The organism is Ignavibacteriales bacterium (assembly GCA_016709765.1).
GTDB lineage: Bacteria > Bacteroidota > Ignavibacteria > Ignavibacteriales > Ignavibacteriaceae > IGN3.
On record JADJMD010000009.1, the window covers coordinates 41,011 to 59,422 of the forward strand.

The 18,412-nt window shown below is 32.6% G+C and carries 18 protein-coding genes; 12 read left to right on the forward strand and 6 right to left on the reverse strand.

All coding sequences use genetic code 11. The features are described from left to right. Nucleotides 1-80 precede the first annotated feature (80 nt). The 4 genes from IPJ23_04125 to IPJ23_04140 all read left to right on the forward strand — a co-directional run bounded on the left by IPJ23_04125 (nucleotide 81) and on the right by IPJ23_04140 (nucleotide 4,306). Nucleotides 81-677: a dihydrofolate reductase family protein gene (locus tag IPJ23_04125; GenBank protein MBK7629882.1), complete on the forward strand. Its 597-nt coding sequence runs from the start codon at nucleotides 81-83 to the stop codon at nucleotides 675-677. A gap of 99 nt (nucleotides 678-776) precedes the next feature. Further along, nucleotides 777-1,379, forward strand: coding sequence for a class I SAM-dependent methyltransferase (locus IPJ23_04130; protein MBK7629883.1), 603 nt, complete (start codon nucleotides 777-779; stop codon nucleotides 1,377-1,379). Nucleotides 1,380-1,503: 124 nt separating this feature from the next. Continuing rightward, a complete protein-coding gene (gene mltG, locus IPJ23_04135; GenBank protein MBK7629884.1) occupies nucleotides 1,504-2,535 on the forward strand; it encodes an endolytic transglycosylase MltG in 1,032 nt (343 codons plus the stop codon). 73 nt (nucleotides 2,536-2,608) lie between these two features. Continuing rightward, nucleotides 2,609-4,306, forward strand: coding sequence for an Ig-like domain-containing protein (locus tag IPJ23_04140; protein MBK7629885.1), 1,698 nt, complete (start codon nucleotides 2,609-2,611; stop codon nucleotides 4,304-4,306). Nucleotides 4,307-4,361: 55 nt separating this feature from the next. Here IPJ23_04140 and IPJ23_04145 read toward each other — a convergent pair whose 3' ends face one another. After that, nucleotides 4,362-5,600: an imidazolonepropionase gene (locus IPJ23_04145; GenBank protein MBK7629886.1), complete on the reverse strand. Its 1,239-nt coding sequence runs from the start codon at nucleotides 5,598-5,600 to the stop codon at nucleotides 4,362-4,364. After that, nucleotides 5,600-6,157 (reverse strand): SPOR domain-containing protein, encoded by a 558-nt coding sequence (locus tag IPJ23_04150; GenBank protein MBK7629887.1) that lies wholly within the window; start codon nucleotides 6,155-6,157, stop codon nucleotides 5,600-5,602. The genes IPJ23_04145 and IPJ23_04150 overlap by 1 nt, the downstream gene beginning before the upstream one ends. 172 nt (nucleotides 6,158-6,329) lie before the next feature. Here IPJ23_04150 and glgA point away from each other — a divergent pair, with 172 nt between their 5' ends. The 8 genes from glgA (at nucleotide 6,330) to IPJ23_04190 (ending at nucleotide 15,247) form a co-directional block, all read left to right on the forward strand. Beyond that, entirely contained in the window at nucleotides 6,330-7,826 is a 1,497-nt protein-coding gene (gene glgA, locus IPJ23_04155) for a glycogen synthase GlgA (GenBank protein MBK7629888.1), read from the forward strand. A gap of 3 nt (nucleotides 7,827-7,829) precedes the next feature. Continuing rightward, nucleotides 7,830-8,414: an HAD family hydrolase gene (locus tag IPJ23_04160; protein MBK7629889.1), complete on the forward strand. Its 585-nt coding sequence runs from the start codon at nucleotides 7,830-7,832 to the stop codon at nucleotides 8,412-8,414. Then, nucleotides 8,407-9,585 carry a hypothetical protein gene (locus tag IPJ23_04165; GenBank protein MBK7629890.1) on the forward strand — a complete coding sequence of 393 codons (1,179 nt, stop codon included), beginning with the start codon at nucleotides 8,407-8,409 and terminating at the stop codon, nucleotides 9,583-9,585. Before IPJ23_04160 ends, IPJ23_04165 begins: the two co-directional genes overlap by 8 nt. Before the next feature lie 7 nt (nucleotides 9,586-9,592). Next, nucleotides 9,593-10,843: a hypothetical protein gene (locus IPJ23_04170; GenBank protein ID MBK7629891.1), complete on the forward strand. Its 1,251-nt coding sequence runs from the start codon at nucleotides 9,593-9,595 to the stop codon at nucleotides 10,841-10,843. 28 nt (nucleotides 10,844-10,871) lie between these two features. Then, nucleotides 10,872-12,104, forward strand: coding sequence for a hypothetical protein (locus IPJ23_04175; protein ID MBK7629892.1), 1,233 nt, complete (start codon nucleotides 10,872-10,874; stop codon nucleotides 12,102-12,104). 96 nt (nucleotides 12,105-12,200) lie between these two features. After that, nucleotides 12,201-13,493, forward strand: coding sequence for a serine hydroxymethyltransferase (locus IPJ23_04180; protein MBK7629893.1), 1,293 nt, complete (start codon nucleotides 12,201-12,203; stop codon nucleotides 13,491-13,493). A 75-nt stretch (nucleotides 13,494-13,568) separates the two neighbouring features. Beyond that, nucleotides 13,569-14,270: a twin-arginine translocase subunit TatC gene (tatC, locus tag IPJ23_04185; GenBank protein MBK7629894.1), complete on the forward strand. Its 702-nt coding sequence runs from the start codon at nucleotides 13,569-13,571 to the stop codon at nucleotides 14,268-14,270. Then, nucleotides 14,267-15,247, forward strand: coding sequence for a polyprenyl synthetase family protein (locus tag IPJ23_04190; GenBank protein ID MBK7629895.1), 981 nt, complete (start codon nucleotides 14,267-14,269; stop codon nucleotides 15,245-15,247). Before tatC ends, IPJ23_04190 begins: the two co-directional genes overlap by 4 nt. A gap of 1 nt (nucleotide 15,248) precedes the next feature. Here IPJ23_04190 and IPJ23_04195 read toward each other — a convergent pair whose 3' ends face one another. The 4 genes from IPJ23_04195 to IPJ23_04210 form a co-directional block, all read right to left on the reverse strand. Continuing rightward, entirely contained in the window at nucleotides 15,249-15,734 is a 486-nt protein-coding gene (locus tag IPJ23_04195; GenBank protein MBK7629896.1) for a universal stress protein, read from the reverse strand. Then, the gene (locus IPJ23_04200; protein MBK7629897.1) at nucleotides 15,718-16,275 is read right to left on the reverse strand and encodes a cyclic nucleotide-binding domain-containing protein; all 558 of its coding nucleotides are present in this window, start codon (nucleotides 16,273-16,275) and stop codon (nucleotides 15,718-15,720) included. The genes IPJ23_04195 and IPJ23_04200 overlap by 17 nt, the downstream gene beginning before the upstream one ends. Nucleotides 16,276-16,283: 8 nt before the next feature. After that, the gene (locus tag IPJ23_04205; protein ID MBK7629898.1) at nucleotides 16,284-17,048 is read right to left on the reverse strand and encodes a 1-(5-phosphoribosyl)-5-[(5-phosphoribosylamino)methylideneamino] imidazole-4-carboxamide isomerase; all 765 of its coding nucleotides are present in this window, start codon (nucleotides 17,046-17,048) and stop codon (nucleotides 16,284-16,286) included. A gap of 136 nt (nucleotides 17,049-17,184) precedes the next feature. Beyond that, nucleotides 17,185-18,336: an acyl-CoA dehydrogenase family protein gene (locus IPJ23_04210; protein ID MBK7629899.1), complete on the reverse strand. Its 1,152-nt coding sequence runs from the start codon at nucleotides 18,334-18,336 to the stop codon at nucleotides 17,185-17,187. Between the last annotated feature and the right edge of the window lie 76 nt (nucleotides 18,337-18,412).

The following is an 18,412-nucleotide window of genomic DNA, read 5'->3' on the forward strand; positions in this document are numbered from 1 at the left end:
ATTTCACTTGTACATTTCCATATGTTAATACTAGTTTACCTTATAATAGTTTACTAAAATTATTCTTTTAGAGAAACATCTTGAGAAAAATTATTGCACTCGAATTCATTACACTTGATGGTGTAATACAAGCTGGTGGTGGACCAGGTGAAGATATAAGCGGCGGCTTTAAATACGTTGGTTGGCAAGCCCCATATTCTGATGATATAATTGGAACTATTATAAATAATCAGATGAACTTTCCGTTTGATTTGTTATTAGGACGTAAAACTTTTGATATTTGTGCTCCGTATTGGCCCAAACATTCAGATTTTTGGCCAGGTGTTATGACAGCGACTAAGTACGTAGCGTCGAATACTATAAATGCTCACGAATGGCAACACACCGTTTTTCTAAGTGGAGACATTGCGGAAAAAATCACCAAACTTAAGCAGCAGCCAGGACCGGATTTGCACGTTTACGGAAGCGCAAATCTTCTTCAGACACTTTTCAAATACGATTTAGTTGATGAATTATGGCTAAAGATATGTCCGTTAACATTGGGTAGTGAAAAACGATTATTTGTTGATGGTACAATTCCTGCGGCATTCAAAGTAACAGAAAGTACAGTCGGTTCAAGCGGGATAATTGCCGTTAATTACGCTCGAGGACGCGAAGTAAAAACCGGGAGTTATTGAATGAAAAATTTGCATTCTGCTTTTAACAGTAAGAAGAGAATTGAAAAACTAAAAATTCTTGATGTTTATTTTTTATAAAAAATATTAAGGTAACGCAATTTGACTAAAGATTATTTTGAACTAAAAGCTGAAAGCTATGATATGGATGCAAAAAGAGTTAGTAATGTAGATAACATTGCTAACTCTATTTTAAGTAGCGTACAATTCAATAAAAATATGCACATAATGGATTTTGGTTCCGGTACAGGCTTGTTGTTAGAAAGAGTTGCCCTTTATGTAAAAAAAATAACTGCGGTTGATGTATCAGAAGCAATGTGCAAACAATTAAATGAAAAAATAAAAAATTTAGATTGTGAAGTAGAAATTCTTCAACTGGACTTAACGAAAACAAAATTGGATATGAAGTTTGATGGTATAATCTCATCAATGACAATGCATCATATAAAAGATACCCAGACAATATTCAACGATTTTTTTTCAATGTTAAATGATAATGGAGCAATTGCAATTTCTGATCTGGACATTGAAGATGGAACTTTTCACACAGAGGACACAGGTGTTTTTCATTTTGGATTTGATAGAAAAGAATTCCAAGATAACGCAATTGCCGCAGGATTTAAGAATGTTAAAGTTATAACCGCAAGTATTGATGAAAAGCCACACGGTAAATATTCTGTATTTTTGCTCACAGGGAATAAGTAAAATAATTAAGAAACATTTATGTAACATTTTAATTCCCCATAAAACATTGGATAAATAATTTCCTTTAACTGCTTTATATTGCAAGCCGTAAATTAAAGCACTCATAAAAAAACATAAATAGTATTTGCCGATCAAAATATTAAACATATTCAGTAAACTTCAGATAGCTATAATTATAGCAGTATTTATTGCAATAGTTTTAGCAGGAAATTTTACTTTCTTCACCCCTAACCATTTTGATAAAACTGCACCTTATACTTTTGAAGTTAAAGATGGCGAATCTTTTACCAGCGTTACGGAAAGGCTCTACAAGCAATCTATTATACCAAACAAGTTTAATTTTAAATTGGCAGCATTTATTTACGGTGCAGAAAAAAAAATAAAAGCCGCTAGATTCTACATCCCAAATGATCTAAGCTATTTAGATTTACTTGATTTATTTGTAAACGGTCCCGCAGATTATTTAAAACCAATCAAAATAAACGATGGACAAACATTAAAATGGCTTGGAGCAAAAGTAAAACGTGATGTTAATATTGATTCTGCTGCGTTCGTAAATCTTGCAACAGATAAGGGGTTTATTAAATCATTAGGATTAAGCGTCTCTACTTTAGAAGGTTATTTATTTAGCAAAAAGTATAAGGTTTATGAAAATTCATCACCTGAGGAAGCAGTAAAAATATTCTACAAAGGCTTTACAGATTTTTTCATAGATTCTTTAAAGCAAAGAGCAAAAAAAATCGGATTATCAGTTCATCAGGTATTAACACTTGCATCAATAATAAAAGGTGAAACAAATCTTTCAGAAGAAATGCCAATAATATCAGGGGTATATCATAATAGGTTAAGAATTGGGATGAGGCTTCAAGCTGATCCAACAATACAATATTTGTTACCAGGTGGATGGCGAAGGTTAACTTATGCTGATTTGAAAATAGAATCAAAGTATAATACTTACAAATATTCAGGTTTACCGCCTGGTCCAATAAACAACCCAGGTGCTAATGCAATTATGGCTGCGCTTTATCCGGATAAGAATAATTATTTGTATTTTGTAGCCAACGGAATAGGCGGACATAAATTTGCCAAGTCATATTCAGATCATTTAAAGAATGTTGCACAGTTTAGAAAATGGCTAAAAGGACAGAACAATTAATTGAAAAAGTTTACAAAATGTTTTTAATAGTTGTATGAGATTTCCTGGTCGAAAACTCCTTCGAAATGAGAGAATGAAAAAATCTAAAAATTCAATGGTTGTGGTAAAACTATATTTGATTGTCCTTTTATTTTCAATGACACTATTATTCTTATCCGGTTGTGCAAATCAATTGCCGCCGGGCGGGGGAGAAGTTGATAAAATTCCGCCTGGAATTATTTATTCTTATCCTGAAAATGGGACTACAAACTTTGATGATGATTATATAGAATTTGAATTTTCTGAATACGTTGATAAAAGATCTTTTAAAGATGCTTTATTTATTTCTCCTGCTTTAGATGAACAACCGGAAATAAGTTGGAGTGGGACATCAGTAGAAATAGGTTTTCCCGATGGATTAAAAGATAGCATAACTTACGTTATAACAATCGGTACTGATGTTGTTGACGTGAATAATAAAAATAGAATGGAGAATTCTTTTTCATTTTCATTTGCAACAGGAGATAAAATAGATACTCGCACTATTGCGGGCAAAGTTTATGGAAATGAAATAGAGGGTTCATTAATTTTTGCTTATAAATATTCTGAGGATACTACAAAATATCTTTCTAAAAAACCGGATTATCTTTCGCAGATTGGAAAAGATGGAAGTTACAAACTGAATGGCTTAGCTGAATCAGAGTATCTTGTGTTTGCAGTAAAAGATCAGTTTAGAGATTATTTGTATCAGGCTGATCAAGATTTAATAGGAATAGCAAGTAAAAGTATTTCGTTAACTGGAATTGATTCTACTTATTCAGGTTTAGATTTTTTTATGATGAAAGTTGATACAATCCCGCCACGTTTGCTTACTACTGTAATGACGGATGAAAATCATATTATTATTACACTAAGTGAAGAGTGTGATTCTGCAAGTTATCTTGCTGATAATTTTCAGATAATTGATTCAACATCAAATTCAACTCTTCCACTTGCTTTTTCATATCATAATAAATCTAAAAAGGCAGAGTTTGTACTAGTAAATAAAAATAAACTTATTGCAGATAACACCTATTATTTGCTTGCAAAAAAAATACGTGATTTAGAAGGCAATGTTTTTGAAAATGAATTAAGCAATTTTGTTATTTCGGATAAACCGGATACGACCGTTCCAAAACTATTAAGAACAGATCCTAATAGAAACGGATCAATAGATTTTAAGGACCCAAAAATTCTATTATTTTTTGATGATGCAATTGATAATAGTGCTTTAAAATCATCGATTGAATTAATGGATACTTCAAAAAACAAAATTGGTTTTACAGTAACCCGCATTGATGATGCAACTATCTCAATTAATCCCGACTTGGATTTAAAACCTGAAAAGAATTTTGAAGTTGTAATAAATTTCAATGATTTCCAGGATGCGGCAGGCAATAAAGTTGATTCATTCTACACCCTTAAATTTCAAACGATAACAGGAATTGAGTTTACCGGTATTTCGGGAAAAGTAAATTCTACAAATAATAATATTGTAGTTGTGCTTCAAGATCCAAAAGATCCTAAAAAGTTTTATACAGCTGTTCCGGATAAAACTATGGCTTACTCTTTCGAAAGAATAAACGCGGGAGTATATTCTATGTGGTTGTATTCTGATACAGATAGAAGCAATACATTTGATTACGGTTATCCCGAACCATTAAGGAAATCCGAAGATTTCTATGTTGTGCCGGATACAATAAAACTTCGTCCACGCTGGGGTGTTACAGATTATAATATTGAATTTAAATAATAGTTAAAGATGTGATTAAGATTAGTTTAAGACGAAGAAATCTTTGAGGTGCAAGCTACTTTTGAAAAATAATCTCACCATTTTTAATTGTGTGCGATAACAAATTTCTACCAACATTATAAATTATTTCTGAATAATCATCTGTATTAAATATTGCAAAATCTGCTTTCTTCCCAATCTCAATGCTTCCAATTAATTTTTCTCTTTCAAGAGCTTTTGCTGCATTGATTGTTACAGCATTAATGATTTCTTCAATCTTCATCTTCATTTTAATTGCAGCAAGGCTCATTATTAAGTGCAAATTTAATATATGCGATGAACCGGGGTTATAATCTGTAGCAAGTGCAACGATAGCATTATTTTCAATCAGTTTTCTTGCAGGTGCAAATTGATAATCGAGAAAAAAGGAAACTCCCGGAAGTAAAACAGTAACAGTGTCTGAGTTTTGGAATTTAGAGAAATCACTTTCACTTAAAACTTCTAAATGATCTACACTTGTTGCATTATGTTTTAGAGCCACATCTAACCCACCAACATTATTAAATTGTTCGGTGTGTAGCTTAATTTTTAATCCGGCAGTAACAGCAGCAGTAAATATTCTATCAATCTGCCTGGAAGTAAAGGCAGTTGATTCACAAAATCCATCACAAAACTCTGCAAGATTGTTTTTTGCAACGTGTGGAATCATCTTCTCAACAATCAATTCAACATAACCAGAATGATCATCTTTAAATTCGGTTGGAAAAGTGTGAGCACCTAGAAATGTAGATGTAATATCGATAGGAAAAATTTCATTAATAATTTTTATAGCGTGCAGAAGTTTTATCTCATTATCAAAATCTAAACCATAACCGCTTTTAATTTCTAAAGTAGTAACACCTTGAGAGATAAACTCTTTTATTCTCGGTTTCATCAACTCAACAAGATCAGTTACTGAAGAATTTCGAACCGCAGTAACGGTGCTGTTTATTCCACCGCCTCGCCTGGCAATTTCCTCGTAATGAACTCCAGCAATCTTTTCCTTAAATTCATTCGCGCGAGATCCTGCAAATGCAGTATGTGTGTGGCAATCAATTAATCCAGGTAAAATAACCTTGCCTGATAAGTTAATTTTTTTATCGTGGGGAATTTTTATTGAGTAGTCTGGAATGATATCCTTGATAACACCATTTTCACAAAGAATAGAATGATTTTCTAGTATGTTAATTTGAGATAAGTCTTTGCCGCGTTTATAGTTATTATTATCTGTATTGCAAGTGATTATTTGAGCAGCATTTGTAAAAAGAGTTCTCATTACTTATAAATATTAATTTTATCAGTAATAACTTTTGCTTCTTTATAGCCAAGCTGATTTAATTTAAATCGTAAATCATCTGCAGTTTTCTGAGAATCAAAATCGCCAGTTTTAACTTTATAGAACGGCGGTTCAAAATCTATATATACTTCGTAAGTACTCTGGATAAAATAAACATCGGCTTTTACTTGATTTGCTTCCTCAATATTATCAGTTGTAAGAACTAAAACTCTATAACCATTCGCTGTACCAATAAGTGATTTTGTTTTAGTATCAATTTCGGGTGAACCATAGTCAAACCAAACATTTTTATTGCTGCTTTTTAGAGTGGGTTTATTTTCTGGAATTACAATTTCCGTTTTGTATGGTGTAATATCAAAATCCTCTTTAAGGTTTGCATTTTTGATATTTTTATTTTCATCAACGGAAGTATTGGCTGATGCTTTATTCTCATCTTTATCATATCTGCTGCCTGTAGAAGCAGAACAACCATAAACAATTATAATTGATAAAAAGTAGAAGGGCAGAAGTTTTTTATTAAAAATTGATTTTAGCATAGTAATTCTCTTATTTGAACTGCTTCAAATATAACCTTTTTTGATAAAGCTAAGAAATAGCATAAAATGTTGTTATTATCATCTCGATAGGCTGAATATTATATCCGTCATTTTTTGAGAACTAGCGCAATTATTCGTATTTTTGCAACATCATTAAAAAAAGAATAACCAAATGGCTGCAAAAAAACTTAAAATATTATTTGTTTCATCTGAAGTAGTACCTTTTGTAAAAACAGGAGGACTCGCGGATGTTTCTTCTGCATTACCACAAATGTTATCTGAATTAGGTCACGAAGTTAGAATAGTAATTCCCAAATATGGCGCCGTTGACGATAGAAAATTTAAAATTCACGAAATTGTTAGATTAAAGGATTTAGTTGTTAAGATTGGTGATAAAGATGTAATGTTTTCCTTAAAATCTTGTTTCTTGCCCGGACCACGTGTTAGGGTTCAAATTTACTTTTTGGATAATCAAGAATATTTTGGAAGTCGTAACAGCCTCTATGTTGATCCAAAAACCGGAAAAGATTATCCGGATAACGATGAAAGATTTATTCTTTTAAGTCGATCTGTTATGGAATTAATTATTAAGCTTGGTTGGATTCCTGATGTCATCCACTTAAATGATTGGCAATGTGGATTGATACCTGCTTATTTAAAAACTGTCTATAAAGATCAAGAATCTTTTGATAAGTTTAAAACTTTGTTTACAATTCATAACTTAGCATATCAAGGTGAGTTTCCTGCATCATCTTTTAAGAAAACAGGTTTACCAAAAGAATTGGAATCAGTTTCTAAAGGAATAATGCATGGCGGCAAAGTTAACTTTATGAAAAGCGGGTTGATGTTTGCAGATGTGATTAACACTGTTAGTCAAACTTATGCCAATGAGATTAGAACAAAAGAAGAATTTGGCGAAGGTTTAAAAGATGTTTTGGCTAAAAGAAAAGATTCATCGTATGGAATTGTAAACGGAATAGATAAAAATGTTTGGAATCCTGAAAAAGATAAACAAATACCAAAAACTTTTTCTGCAAAAAATATTGAAGACAAATTAGTAAACAAAAAAGAGCTTGCTGAAAGATTCGGTTTACCGTATAGTGAAAAAGTACCAATCATTGGTTTGATATCTAGATTGTTTGACTCAAAAGGTTTTGATCTTATACAAAAAGCCTTTAATGATCTGATGAAATTGGACGTTCAGATAATCCTTTTAGGAACAGGCGAACAAAAGCATCACGCCTTTTTTGATAAGATGAGTTCAAAAAATCCCAAAAAATTTGCAAGTTATCTTGGCTTTAATGATGAGTTAGCGCATTTAATTGAAGCTGGTTCCGATATGTTTTTAATGCCTTCAAAATATGAACCTTGCGGGTTAAACCAAATGTACAGCCTTGTTTACGGTACTGTTCCGATTGTAAGAGAAACAGGCGGATTAGCTGATACGGTTATTAAGTTTAACGATAAAACTGAAGAAGGAAATGGATTTGTATTTAAGAAATATGATGCCGCAGATATGCTTAAAGAAATAAATAGAGCAATAAAAACTTTTGGTGATAATAAAACCTGGCAAAAAATAATGCGAGCAGGAATGAAATCAGACTTTAGCTGGGATTCATCAGCCAAAAAATATATTGAACTTTATAAGACAATGTTATCTTCTGATTAGTTGATGTTAAGTAAAGCTGTTTTTTTAGACCGCGATGGAACTTTGAATTTTGATCCGGGCTATTTGGGTGATCCAAATGATCTTAAATTATATCCGGATACAGGGCAAGTTCTTTCTGATCTTAAGAACAAATATCATTTCAAACTTATAGTCATATCAAATCAATCGGGTGTTGCAAGAGGTTTAATAACCGAAGAACAGGTAATCTCTGTAAATAATGCGCTAAATAAAGAGCTATCAAAATTTGATGTACAAATTGATGCATTTTATTATTGCCCATTTCATCCCGATTTTAGTGTTATAGATGATTGTCTTTGCAGAAAACCATCACCCAAAATGATTTTTGATTCTGCAAAAGATTTTAGTATCGATCTTTCAAAATCCTATTTTATAGGTGATTCTGTTGTTGATATTAAAGCGGGAGCAGAAGCAAATCTAAAAACAATTTTAGTAAAAACTGGATATGGCGCAGAAAGTATTTCTATCTTGCAAAATGACAATTATTTTCCAAGCTTTGTAGCCGAAAATTTAACTGAAGCTTTTAATTTTATAATTAATGATTCTACTGGAGTACCACTTAGTGATTAAAAAGATTTTTCTCTCTTCCACTTTAGCACTTATTGTATTTCTGTTAATTGGATGTAATGATTCGCCAACGGATTTGGGTGTAGGTTTTCTAAATCAGGATGGCATCGGAGTTTATAAATTTGATTCTGCTGTTGATTCAATTCCACAGCAGTCAAACTATTTTAAAAAAGTTATCAACTTGGGTTCATCTGATATTTTACTTGTTGGTAAAGCAGAAAATGTGACTGCAAAAACACTATTAAGATTTGCATTGATAATCCCAGATTCTATTAAAACTGAATTTGCAGCACAAAACTTGACTGTATTGGATGCTTATGTTGAACTTACTAAAAATTATTCTTTCGGTGATTCAAGTGCTGTGTTTGATTATGAGGTTTATAAAATAAACAACAGTTGGTCAGCGTCTACTTTTACAGCTGATTCTAGTTTAGCTTTTGATCAGATTGATTTGAGTTCAAACCGGACGAGTAGTGAAAATGATTCAATTTATTCTTTCCATTTAGATGTATCACTTGCTGCTTCCTGGCTCCAAAATTATGTTGATACATCTTCTGCCTCCAATAATGGAATTGTTTTAAGTCCAACTCTAAATTCCCTAAAAGTTATCGGTTTTACCGCATTTAATTTAAATGGAATTAATGATCCAAGGCTTAGAATTGTGGTGCAGAAGCCCGGTTCTTACATTGATACTTTATCAGGTTTCATTTCAGCAGATATTAGTGCAGTTTATGGTGAAGCTATAAATAATGTTACAGAAAATTTATACATTCAATCAAGTTTAACATCCGATGCAAAATTATCTTTCGATTTGTCAGTTTTGCCAAAAGATATTACGATTAGCTCTGCAAATTTGACTCTTACAATCGATACTCTTGAAACTAAAACCGGTAGCAGTTTTAGTAATTCACTAATAGTTTTTCTGCTTACCGATTCAGTGGAAAATGTCACAAGTACAAGTTATTTCCCTTCACTTAGCAGAGAAGGATCGACCTTTAAAGGCGATGTTACGAGTATTTTTAGGGCATGGAGTAATGGTTTAGAAAACCAAGGAATGTTAATTAAAGCATCAAGTGACTTAAGAGGTGTTGAAATATTTGCTGTTAAGGGAAGCAGCGCCGCTGATCTATTGCAGAGACCAAAATTAGAAATTGTATATACAAGGAAGAAGTAATTTATAAATGAAAAATAATCTCTTATTAAGTTTAATTTTACTTTTTAGTATCCATAATCTTAATGCTCAGAGCAGTTCAGTTTATTCAAGATTTGGTGTTGGTGATATTGAGTTGGGTTACTCACCTAAAATGATTGCAATTGGTGAGCTTGGAATTACTCAATTGGATCCCGATCATTTAGTTGTTTCAAATCCTGCAAGTTGGTCTGCATTAACTAAAACAAGAATTGAATTTAGTTTTGGTTACAGAGGGGTTTTAATATCTGATGCAAATCAATCCAACTATACAAGTGAAACTGATTTTAAAGGATTTACAATTGGATTTCCTGTGAGCAAGGCTAATGGCATTGGTGTTGTTGCAGGTTTGGTTCCTTACTCCAGAGTTAGTTATAAAGCTCTTGAATACAATAAATTTGAAGATGAATCATTCCCATCATACAAAGTTATGTATGAGGGTAAAGGTGGAATTTCAAAAATATTTCTTGGCTCATCTGTTAATTTGCCTTTAGGTTTATCCGCCGGTGCAACTTTGGATTATTACTTTGGAAATCAAAATTATCTTTCAACCGTTGAATTTGATGACTCAAAATTAAATATCAATACAATTTATGAAAACAACAGAAGAGCAACAGGCTTTGGAACAACACTGGGATTAATTTCTTCAAATCTTGCTACAGACTTAAAATTAGATTTTTTTAGTGACCTTAGATTTGGTGTATCATTCAATTATTTAGGAAAATTGAATACTGACAGTATTTACACTGCAACATCGCAGTTTTTATTAGACACTATTGCAATTGCTGAGACAGAAATGAGAATTCCTGCAAGATTTAATGGCGGCATAAGTTTTGCTTTTGCAGAGTCGTACAATGTTAGTCTAGATTTTATGTTTCAACCAATGAGTAAATTTAGTTTTAATAATCAGTCAGAAGCTAATTTAAGAGACGCGAATAAATTTAGTGCAGCTTTTGAATATAGACCAAAGAGAACTATTGGAATGACAACGTGGGAACAAATTGTTTGGCGTTTTGGTTTAAGCTATGAACAAACTCAGTACATATTTAATAGGCAAGGTATCAACCAGTATTCGGTTTTTGGAGGAATGTCTTATCCTCTGGGTGTTGATAACTCAATTGATTTAGCTGTACAATATTTGGCTAAAGGTACAACAGAAAATAATTTAATTAATGAAAATTCAATTAGAGTTTATTTAGGTGTTAGTTTTGGTGAGCTCTGGTTTTTAAATTTTGAAAAATAGTTCTTGTTAAATCATAAAGGTTAAAAAAGTGAAAACATTATTACAAACAATCGTTATCGCGTTAGTTCTGTTCGCATCTTCAAATATCGCTCAAACAAGCGATTCTATGAAAGTGTTAACAGATTATAGTTTGTTTTCAGAATATCATAAAAATAAAGACTTTGTAAGTGCTTTACCATACGGATGGAGAGTGATTGAAGCTCAACCTACAAGGTTTAGTAAATGGATTTATTACAAAATGGAAGAATGTTTCTGGGCTCTGCATGATTCTGGAAGCACTGAGACTGAAATTGTGCAATCCGTGCAAGATACCATTCTATATTTTTATGATCTTGCTATAAAATATCGACCAGAAGATAAAGGTTACTTTCAGGCACGAAAAGCTTATGTTTCTGAATTATGGTTATCGAAACCTGCTGAAGAAACAATTCCAATTTATGAACAGGCAATGGTATGGCAGCCTGAACTATCTTCATTTTACTACAATAGATTGGGTCAATTGTATATTAATAATGATGATGGTAATAATGGATATAAAGTAAAAGCTATTGATTTATATGGGATTTTAGCTGAACGTGAGCCTGAGAATCCAGTTTGGACTGAAATACCACAAGGTCTATTTGATAATATTGATGAACTATTAAGATATTTAAAGGAAACTTGGGAAAAAGATCCAGAGAATTTGAAAAAAGCAAAAGCATACGCATCCGCAGCAATTCAAGCTAGCGAATGGGATCAAGCAATTGCCCCGTTAGAGTTTCTAGTAAATAAAGAACCTGAAAATGTTGGATATTTAACTCAGCTTGGTAATGTTTATAATAAATTAGAAAATTCAACAAAATCAGAAGAAACATTTGCACGATTAATAAAATTAGAACCAGATAATAAAGATCACTATTTCTATTTTGGTAAAGCGTTAATGGATGCTGGAAAATATTCGCAAGCAAGAACTCAGTTCTTAAAAGCAAGTGAAGTGGGCAACGGTTGGGCTCTCCCAATATTTTACGAGGGATTTTTATATGAACAATCAGCCGGTGGTTGTGTGGATTTTGATCGTAAAGTGGTTTATTTATTAGCACAAAATACTTACAGAAGAGCATTGAATATGGATCCAAATCTTGGTGAAGCTAGAGATAGAATCAATGCTTTATCTGGCGCAGTTCCAACTAAAGAAGATTATTTCTTTAGAGGAATAAAACCAGGTCAATCAATGCCTATAACTTGTGTTGGCTGGATAGGCAAAAGTGTTACTGCTCCATAACTTTAATTCATAATTTTTTATTTGAAAAGGTTTCTTGAGATTTCAGGAAACCTTTTCTAATTTTGTCTAATTCATTCACTTAAATAAGCGGTTAATATGGAATCATATCTAAAAAAAGATGCTGAAATTTTTAGTGTTCTTCAATCCGAAATAGGACGACAAACCAACAAGTTAGAATTAATTGCTTCAGAAAATTTTGTAAGTCCTGCAGTTTTAGAAGCTGCCGGATCTGTTTTAACAAATAAATATGCAGAGGGTTATCCAGGAAAAAGATATTACGGTGGGTGCGAATTTGTCGATCAGGCAGAAGATATTGCTCGCGATAGATTAAAAAAATTATTTGGTGCTGAATATGTAAACGTTCAACCACACAGTGGCTCACAAGCTAATATGGCCGTTTTGATGACTTTTCTAAAACCAGGTGATAAGTTTTTAGGATTAAGTTTAGCACACGGAGGGCATTTAACTCATGGTTCACCAGTTAACTTTTCCGGAAAACTTTATGAAGCAGTTGGATATGAACTTGATGAAGAAACTGGTTTACTTGATTATGATAAAATTGCTGATCTTGCAAAAAAGGAACAGCCAAAATTAATTATCACAGGCGCAAGTGCATATTCCCGTGATTGGGATTATAAAAAATTTAGAGAAATTGCTGATTCTGTTGGTGCATTTTTAATGTGTGATATGGCGCATCCTGCAGGATTGATCGCCAAAGGATTATTAAATAATCCTTTAGAGAAATGTGATATTGTAACCTCAACCACTCATAAAACTTTACGTGGTCCTCGTGGTGGAATTATTCTGATCGGTAAGGATAAAGAAAATCCTTGGGGATTAACCACACCAAAAGGCGATAGAGTAAAAATGCTTTCTGAATTGATTGATAGCATGGTTATGCCAGGAATTCAAGGCGGGCCGCTAATGCACATCATAATGGCCAAGGCTGTTGCCTTTGGTGAGTGTTTAACTGATTCGTTTCAAGAATATGTTTTACAGGTCAGAAAAAATGCTCAATCATTATCTGCTAAATTAATGGAAAATAATTTTAATGTTGTTTCCGGTGGTACTGACAATCATTTAATGTTGATTGATTTATCAAATAAAAATATTACTGGTAAACAAGCTGAAATTGCATTAGAACATGCCGGAATTACTGTAAATAAAAATATGGTTCCGTTTGATAAACGCAGTCCATTTGTAACAAGTGGAATTAGAATTGGGACACCTGCACTTACAACTCGTGGAATGAAAGAAAAGGAAATGGAAGCAATAGCTTCTATAATCCATAAAGCAATTTCTAATTTTGAAAATGAAAAAGTCTTAAATGATCTTCAAGAAGATGTTAAAAAGTTCACCGGATCATTTCCATTATTTGCAGGAAAGTAGTTAAAAATAATTATTGTGGCTGAAGAAATATTAAAAGAAGATTTGGATGATGGGGAAATTGAACTTGAAAAGGAAATGTCTTTTCTCGAACATCTTGAGGAATTGAGATGGAGAATTATTTATTCTATTATTGGAATCGTTGTTGGAACAATTATAGCCTGGATATTTATTGATTTTCTTGTTGATGTCGTGTTATTAAAACCCGCAAAAGATTCTGGGGCTGTACTTCAAAACTTGCGACCCTTCGGACAGCTATTTTTGTTTATGCAGATTGCCATTATGGTGGGAATGATAATTAGTATTCCAAATATTTTTTATCAATTTTGGCAATTCATTTCACCCGCACTACAAACCAAAGAAAAGAAATACATCTTCTGGATTGTTGTTTTTTCATCTGTTTGTTTCTTAGGTGGAATTGCTTTTGCTTATTTTGCTATGCTTCCACTTACTTTGCAGTTTGCTACTCAGTTTGGATCAGAATCGATAAAGAATGAATTTGCTATTGATGAGTACATGTCCATTATTATAAGTGTTATGCTTGCAGCAGGATTAGTATTTGAACTCCCCATGATTTCATTTTTCTTATCAAAACTTGGTATTCTTAAACCAAGTTTTATGAAAAAATATAGAAGACATTCGATAGTAATAATTATGATACTCGCTGCATTTCTAACTCCTGGTGCTGATCCGGTTTCACAACTTGTCTTAGCCGTTCCGTTGGTGGTTTTGTATGAGATAAGTATTATAATTTCAAAAATATCGCAGAAAAAATCTTGAGTAAACTTTCACTAAAAGAAATAAGCCATCCAATTAAATCTGAGATAGATCGTTTTGATGATATATTTAAAGCAGCATTGCGTTCAAATGTTGGATTGGTCGATCTTGTTGCGCGGTATATTATTCGCCAAAAAGGCAAAAAGATACGTCCACTTTTAGTTTTGTTGTCTGCAAAAATATCAGGAGGAGTTACTGAAAGAACTTATCGTGGTGCAACTTTAGTAGAACTTTTACATACCGCTACTTTAATTCACGATGATGTTGTTGATGATGCTGATAAGAGAAGGGGAATGTGGTCTATAAACGCTTTGTTTAAAAATAAAGTTGCTGTTCTGATGGGTGATTATTTGTTATCTCGTGGACTTATGATTTCTGTGGATGGAAAAGATTATGATTTTCTTGGTGTTACAACTAATGCTGTAAAGAGAATGTCTGAAGGTGAACTTCTTCAGATTCAAAAAACAAGAAAATTAGACATTGATGAAGAAACTTATTTTAAAGTAATTTCTGATAAAACAGCCTCACTTTTAGAAACCTGCTGCGCAATTGGCGCAATGAGCACAACTGAAAATAAAGAACAAATTGAAGCAATGAGAAATTTTGGTCATTCACTTGGAATGTCTTTTCAAATTCGTGATGATATTCTTGATTACGAAGGTAAATCAAATCTGATTGGTAAACCTGTTGGCGGTGATATTAAAGAAAAGAAAATTACTTTGCCGCTTATTTATTCCCTAAATAATGTTTCAAAAACTGAAGCTTCAAGAATCAGAAAATTATTGAAGAATGGAAATGATAATCTAAAAGTAAAAGAAATAATGAAGTTTGTTAAAGATAATAATGGAATTGAGTACGCCCTTAAAGTTGCGCAAAAATATTCTGATCAGGCGAAAAACGCATTAAATATATTTCCGGATTCAGAAACAAAAATTTCAATGCAGGTTCTAGTTGATTTTGTAACATCGAGAAAAAACTAGACTAACTTTTTTTAGTCCCTTCCTTATAATCAAAACCTTTTATCGGTTCACGTAAAGTTAGAACAGGGCAAGGAGCTTTTCTTACAACTTTTTCTGCTGTACTCCCAAACAAAATATGTTCAACTCCACTATGCCCGTGTGTTGCAATAATTATCAGATCAACATTTTCTTCTTTGGCCGTTTCGATTATCTCTACAAAAGGTTTACCTGTTTTGAGTATAGTCTTAACCTTATTTGGTCCTGTAATTTCGTTCTTAGCAAGTTTATCCAACTCTTCTTTTGCACGATTATCCCAATCAGTATTTATAGAAGGCATTGCAATTTGTCCCATACTAAAATCAGGTGGATAGATTATCGGTTCAACAACATACACCAGAATTACTTCTGCATTAAAAGATTTTGCAAAATTTACAGCATACTTTAATGCGCTTTTTGAGTAATCAGAAAAATCGATTGGTACAAGTACTTTATTAATTGTTGTTTCCATCTTGCTTTCCTTTCTTATCCGTTAAACTAAACTTAATATCAAAATAATCTTCATTTAATTTTCTTAATCGCAACGCAATAACCGTTGATATACCTGTTAAAATCTTAATACCTTTTCTTGGATATTTTTCAATAAACTCATCAAGATCCGGTTTAAATATTACAGAAACCTTGCTCGGTATTTTTGCGATAGCAGAAGCTGATCTTTTTTCACCATCAACCAATGCTAACTCGCCAAAAAAATCTCCTTTGGAAAAAGTAGCTAAAACTTTTTTGTCATTATCGTCTATTTCTCTTTCAATCTCAACTTCACCTTCTCTTATAATATATAATCCAATTCCCGGATCGCCTTGATTAAAGATCATCTCTCCTGTTACAAAAGTTCTATTATGCATTATACTTATCAAAGATGATAAATCTCTTTTTGTTAAATCCTTAAAGAGGGGGATTGATTTCAGTGAATTTTTTAAATCAGTTTCTTCAGTGGGTGAATTAAAAAAATTAACCCAAAAACTGCTATGAGCTGTTTTTTCTTTTTCCATTATATCCTCTAATTAAATAAACCAGATTCTGCAACGCGCCAAAGTTTTTGGCATGGAAATCTGTTTTCGTAAAATGCTGTTCCAATTATTACAGAATCAACTCCAATTGCTAGTAACAGTTGCAAATCCAATAGTTCGTCTTTATTTCTCACTCCACCTGAGTGTGTAACTTTAATTTTACTATGTTCCGCAATCTCTTTTGATAGTGCAATATTAGGGCCTTGCATAACACCGTTACGGCTAACATCTGTAACAATACACCTATCAATTCCAAGATCGACCATTTCTTTTGTAAAAGATAAATAATTAAAACCTGATTTCTTCTGTCGTCCGCGAGTTACTAATTCGCCGTTTAATATATCGATTGAAAGAACAATTTTAGTTGGACCAAATTTATCAAATAGTTTTAAAAATTCTGTTCGATTTTCTAATGCCATTGTATTGATAGCGATTCTGTGAACACCCAAATCAAAAACTGCTTCAGCATCTTCAATGCTACGTATTCCTCCAGCAAATTCTATTGGAATTATTACAGAACTGCAAAGGTTTTTAATTATATCGTGGTTTACTTTTGAATGATCAAATGCACCGTTAAAATCTACAACGTGTAACATCTTTGCATTTTCTGCACGCCAAATCATTGCCATTTCAACTGGATCATCACCGTATTCTTTGCAATCAAGTTCAGGGATTCCCTGAACAACTCTTACAGTCTTACGGTTGTGAATATCAATAGAAGGAATTACTAATAGATGTTTTTTTATTGCGCTCATTTTGTGTCTATTGAGAGATGACTTCTTTTAAAATAATGTTATCTATTTTATAGTTAATAAACATTAACCTGTTAAAAAATAACTAAATAGAGCGAGAAAGTAAAAGATGTAATAAAACGAAAACTCTTTAATTATTTTACTCATCCACCTTCCACTCGCCATTATCTTTAATTGCGTATCTGCCGATAATCATTTTTTGTATTTCGTTTGTTCCTTCAAATATTTTTAGAATGCGTGCATCGCGGTAATATCTTTCTAAGGGCAGTTCACGACTAAATCCCATTCCGCCGTGAATTTGCACAGCTTTATCCGCAATCTCAGTCATAGATTCTGAGCAAAATAGTTTAACAATTGCAGCTTCGTTTGCAATATCTTTTTTAAGATCGTAATTATTTGCAGTACGGTAAACAATGCTTTCCATTGGATAAATTTTTGCTGAAATTTCTGCAAGCATAAACTGTACTGCCTGAAATTTTGAAATAGCTGATCCAAATTGTTTACGTTGTTTAGCAAAGACAGTGGAAAGCTCAAGCAATTCTTTTGAAGCACCAAGACATCCTGCTCCAAGTCCAATTCTTCCGGCATCAAGAGTTTTCATCGCAATCAAAAAACCTTTTCCATCCAGCCCGAGTAAGTTTTCTTTTGGAACTTCAACATTTTCAAAAGTTATTGTGTTTGTTACGCTGCCTCTAATTCCAAGTTTCTTTTCTTTCAATCCAATGATAATCCCTGGAGTATCAGCATCGACAACAAACCCGCTTATTCCTTTATCAGTTCTTGCAAAAACAGAAAATACATTTGCAATTCCTGCATTTGTAATCCAAACTTTACTTCCGTTAATAATCCATTTATCTCCTTTAAGTTCTGCTTTAGTTGAAAGATTAAAAGTATCGGAACCGGCACCGGGTTCTGTAAGCACAAATGCAGCTATTTTTTCACCAGAAGTAAGTTGGGGAAGATATTTTCTTTTTATTTCTTCAGATCCACCAATATAAATTGCATTAGTACCAATTGATTGATGCGCACCAATAAATGTTGCTGTTGAGTTACACGCTCTTGTCATTTCTTCCTGTAAAAGACAATAACCAAATTCACCAAAACCGCCGCCGCCATATTTTTCAGGAAAAGCAATGCCAAGAAAACCCATTTCTGCAATCTTTTTAATCAGATGGTTTGGAATTTCTTCATCTTCATCAATTTTTTGGGCAAGGGGTCTAACTTCTCCATCAACAAACTCCTTCACTAATCCTTTTAACATTTTCTGGTCATCTGTTAAATTAAAGTCCATTTAATCCTCTAAAGCTTAAATTTCTAATAAATCTTATTTGCCAAATGTGAAAATAAGTTAAAAATCAAACAATATT

Coding starts and splice junctions, on each gene's coding strand:
- IPJ23_04200 (MBK7629897.1), bottom strand. CDS start 16,275: ATGGAAAAAGAAAAAACAGCTCATAGCAGTTTTTGGGTTAATTTTTTT.
- IPJ23_04170 (MBK7629891.1), top strand. CDS start 9,593: ATGAAAAATAATCTCTTATTAAGTTTAATTTTACTTTTTAGTATCCAT.
- IPJ23_04150 (MBK7629887.1), bottom strand. CDS start 6,157: ATGCTAAAATCAATTTTTAATAAAAAACTTCTGCCCTTCTACTTTTTA.
- IPJ23_04205 (MBK7629898.1), bottom strand. CDS start 17,048: ATGAGCGCAATAAAAAAACATCTATTAGTAATTCCTTCTATTGATATT.
- IPJ23_04145 (MBK7629886.1), bottom strand. CDS start 5,600: ATGAGAACTCTTTTTACAAATGCTGCTCAAATAATCACTTGCAATACA.
- IPJ23_04140 (MBK7629885.1), top strand. CDS start 2,609: ATGAAAAAATCTAAAAATTCAATGGTTGTGGTAAAACTATATTTGATT.
- tatC (MBK7629894.1), top strand. CDS start 13,569: ATGTCTTTTCTCGAACATCTTGAGGAATTGAGATGGAGAATTATTTAT.
- glgA (MBK7629888.1), top strand. CDS start 6,330: ATGGCTGCAAAAAAACTTAAAATATTATTTGTTTCATCTGAAGTAGTA.
- IPJ23_04195 (MBK7629896.1), bottom strand. CDS start 15,734: ATGGAAACAACAATTAATAAAGTACTTGTACCAATCGATTTTTCTGAT.
- IPJ23_04210 (MBK7629899.1), bottom strand. CDS start 18,336: ATGGACTTTAATTTAACAGATGACCAGAAAATGTTAAAAGGATTAGTG.
- IPJ23_04160 (MBK7629889.1), top strand. CDS start 7,830: ATGTTAAGTAAAGCTGTTTTTTTAGACCGCGATGGAACTTTGAATTTT.
- IPJ23_04180 (MBK7629893.1), top strand. CDS start 12,201: ATGGAATCATATCTAAAAAAAGATGCTGAAATTTTTAGTGTTCTTCAA.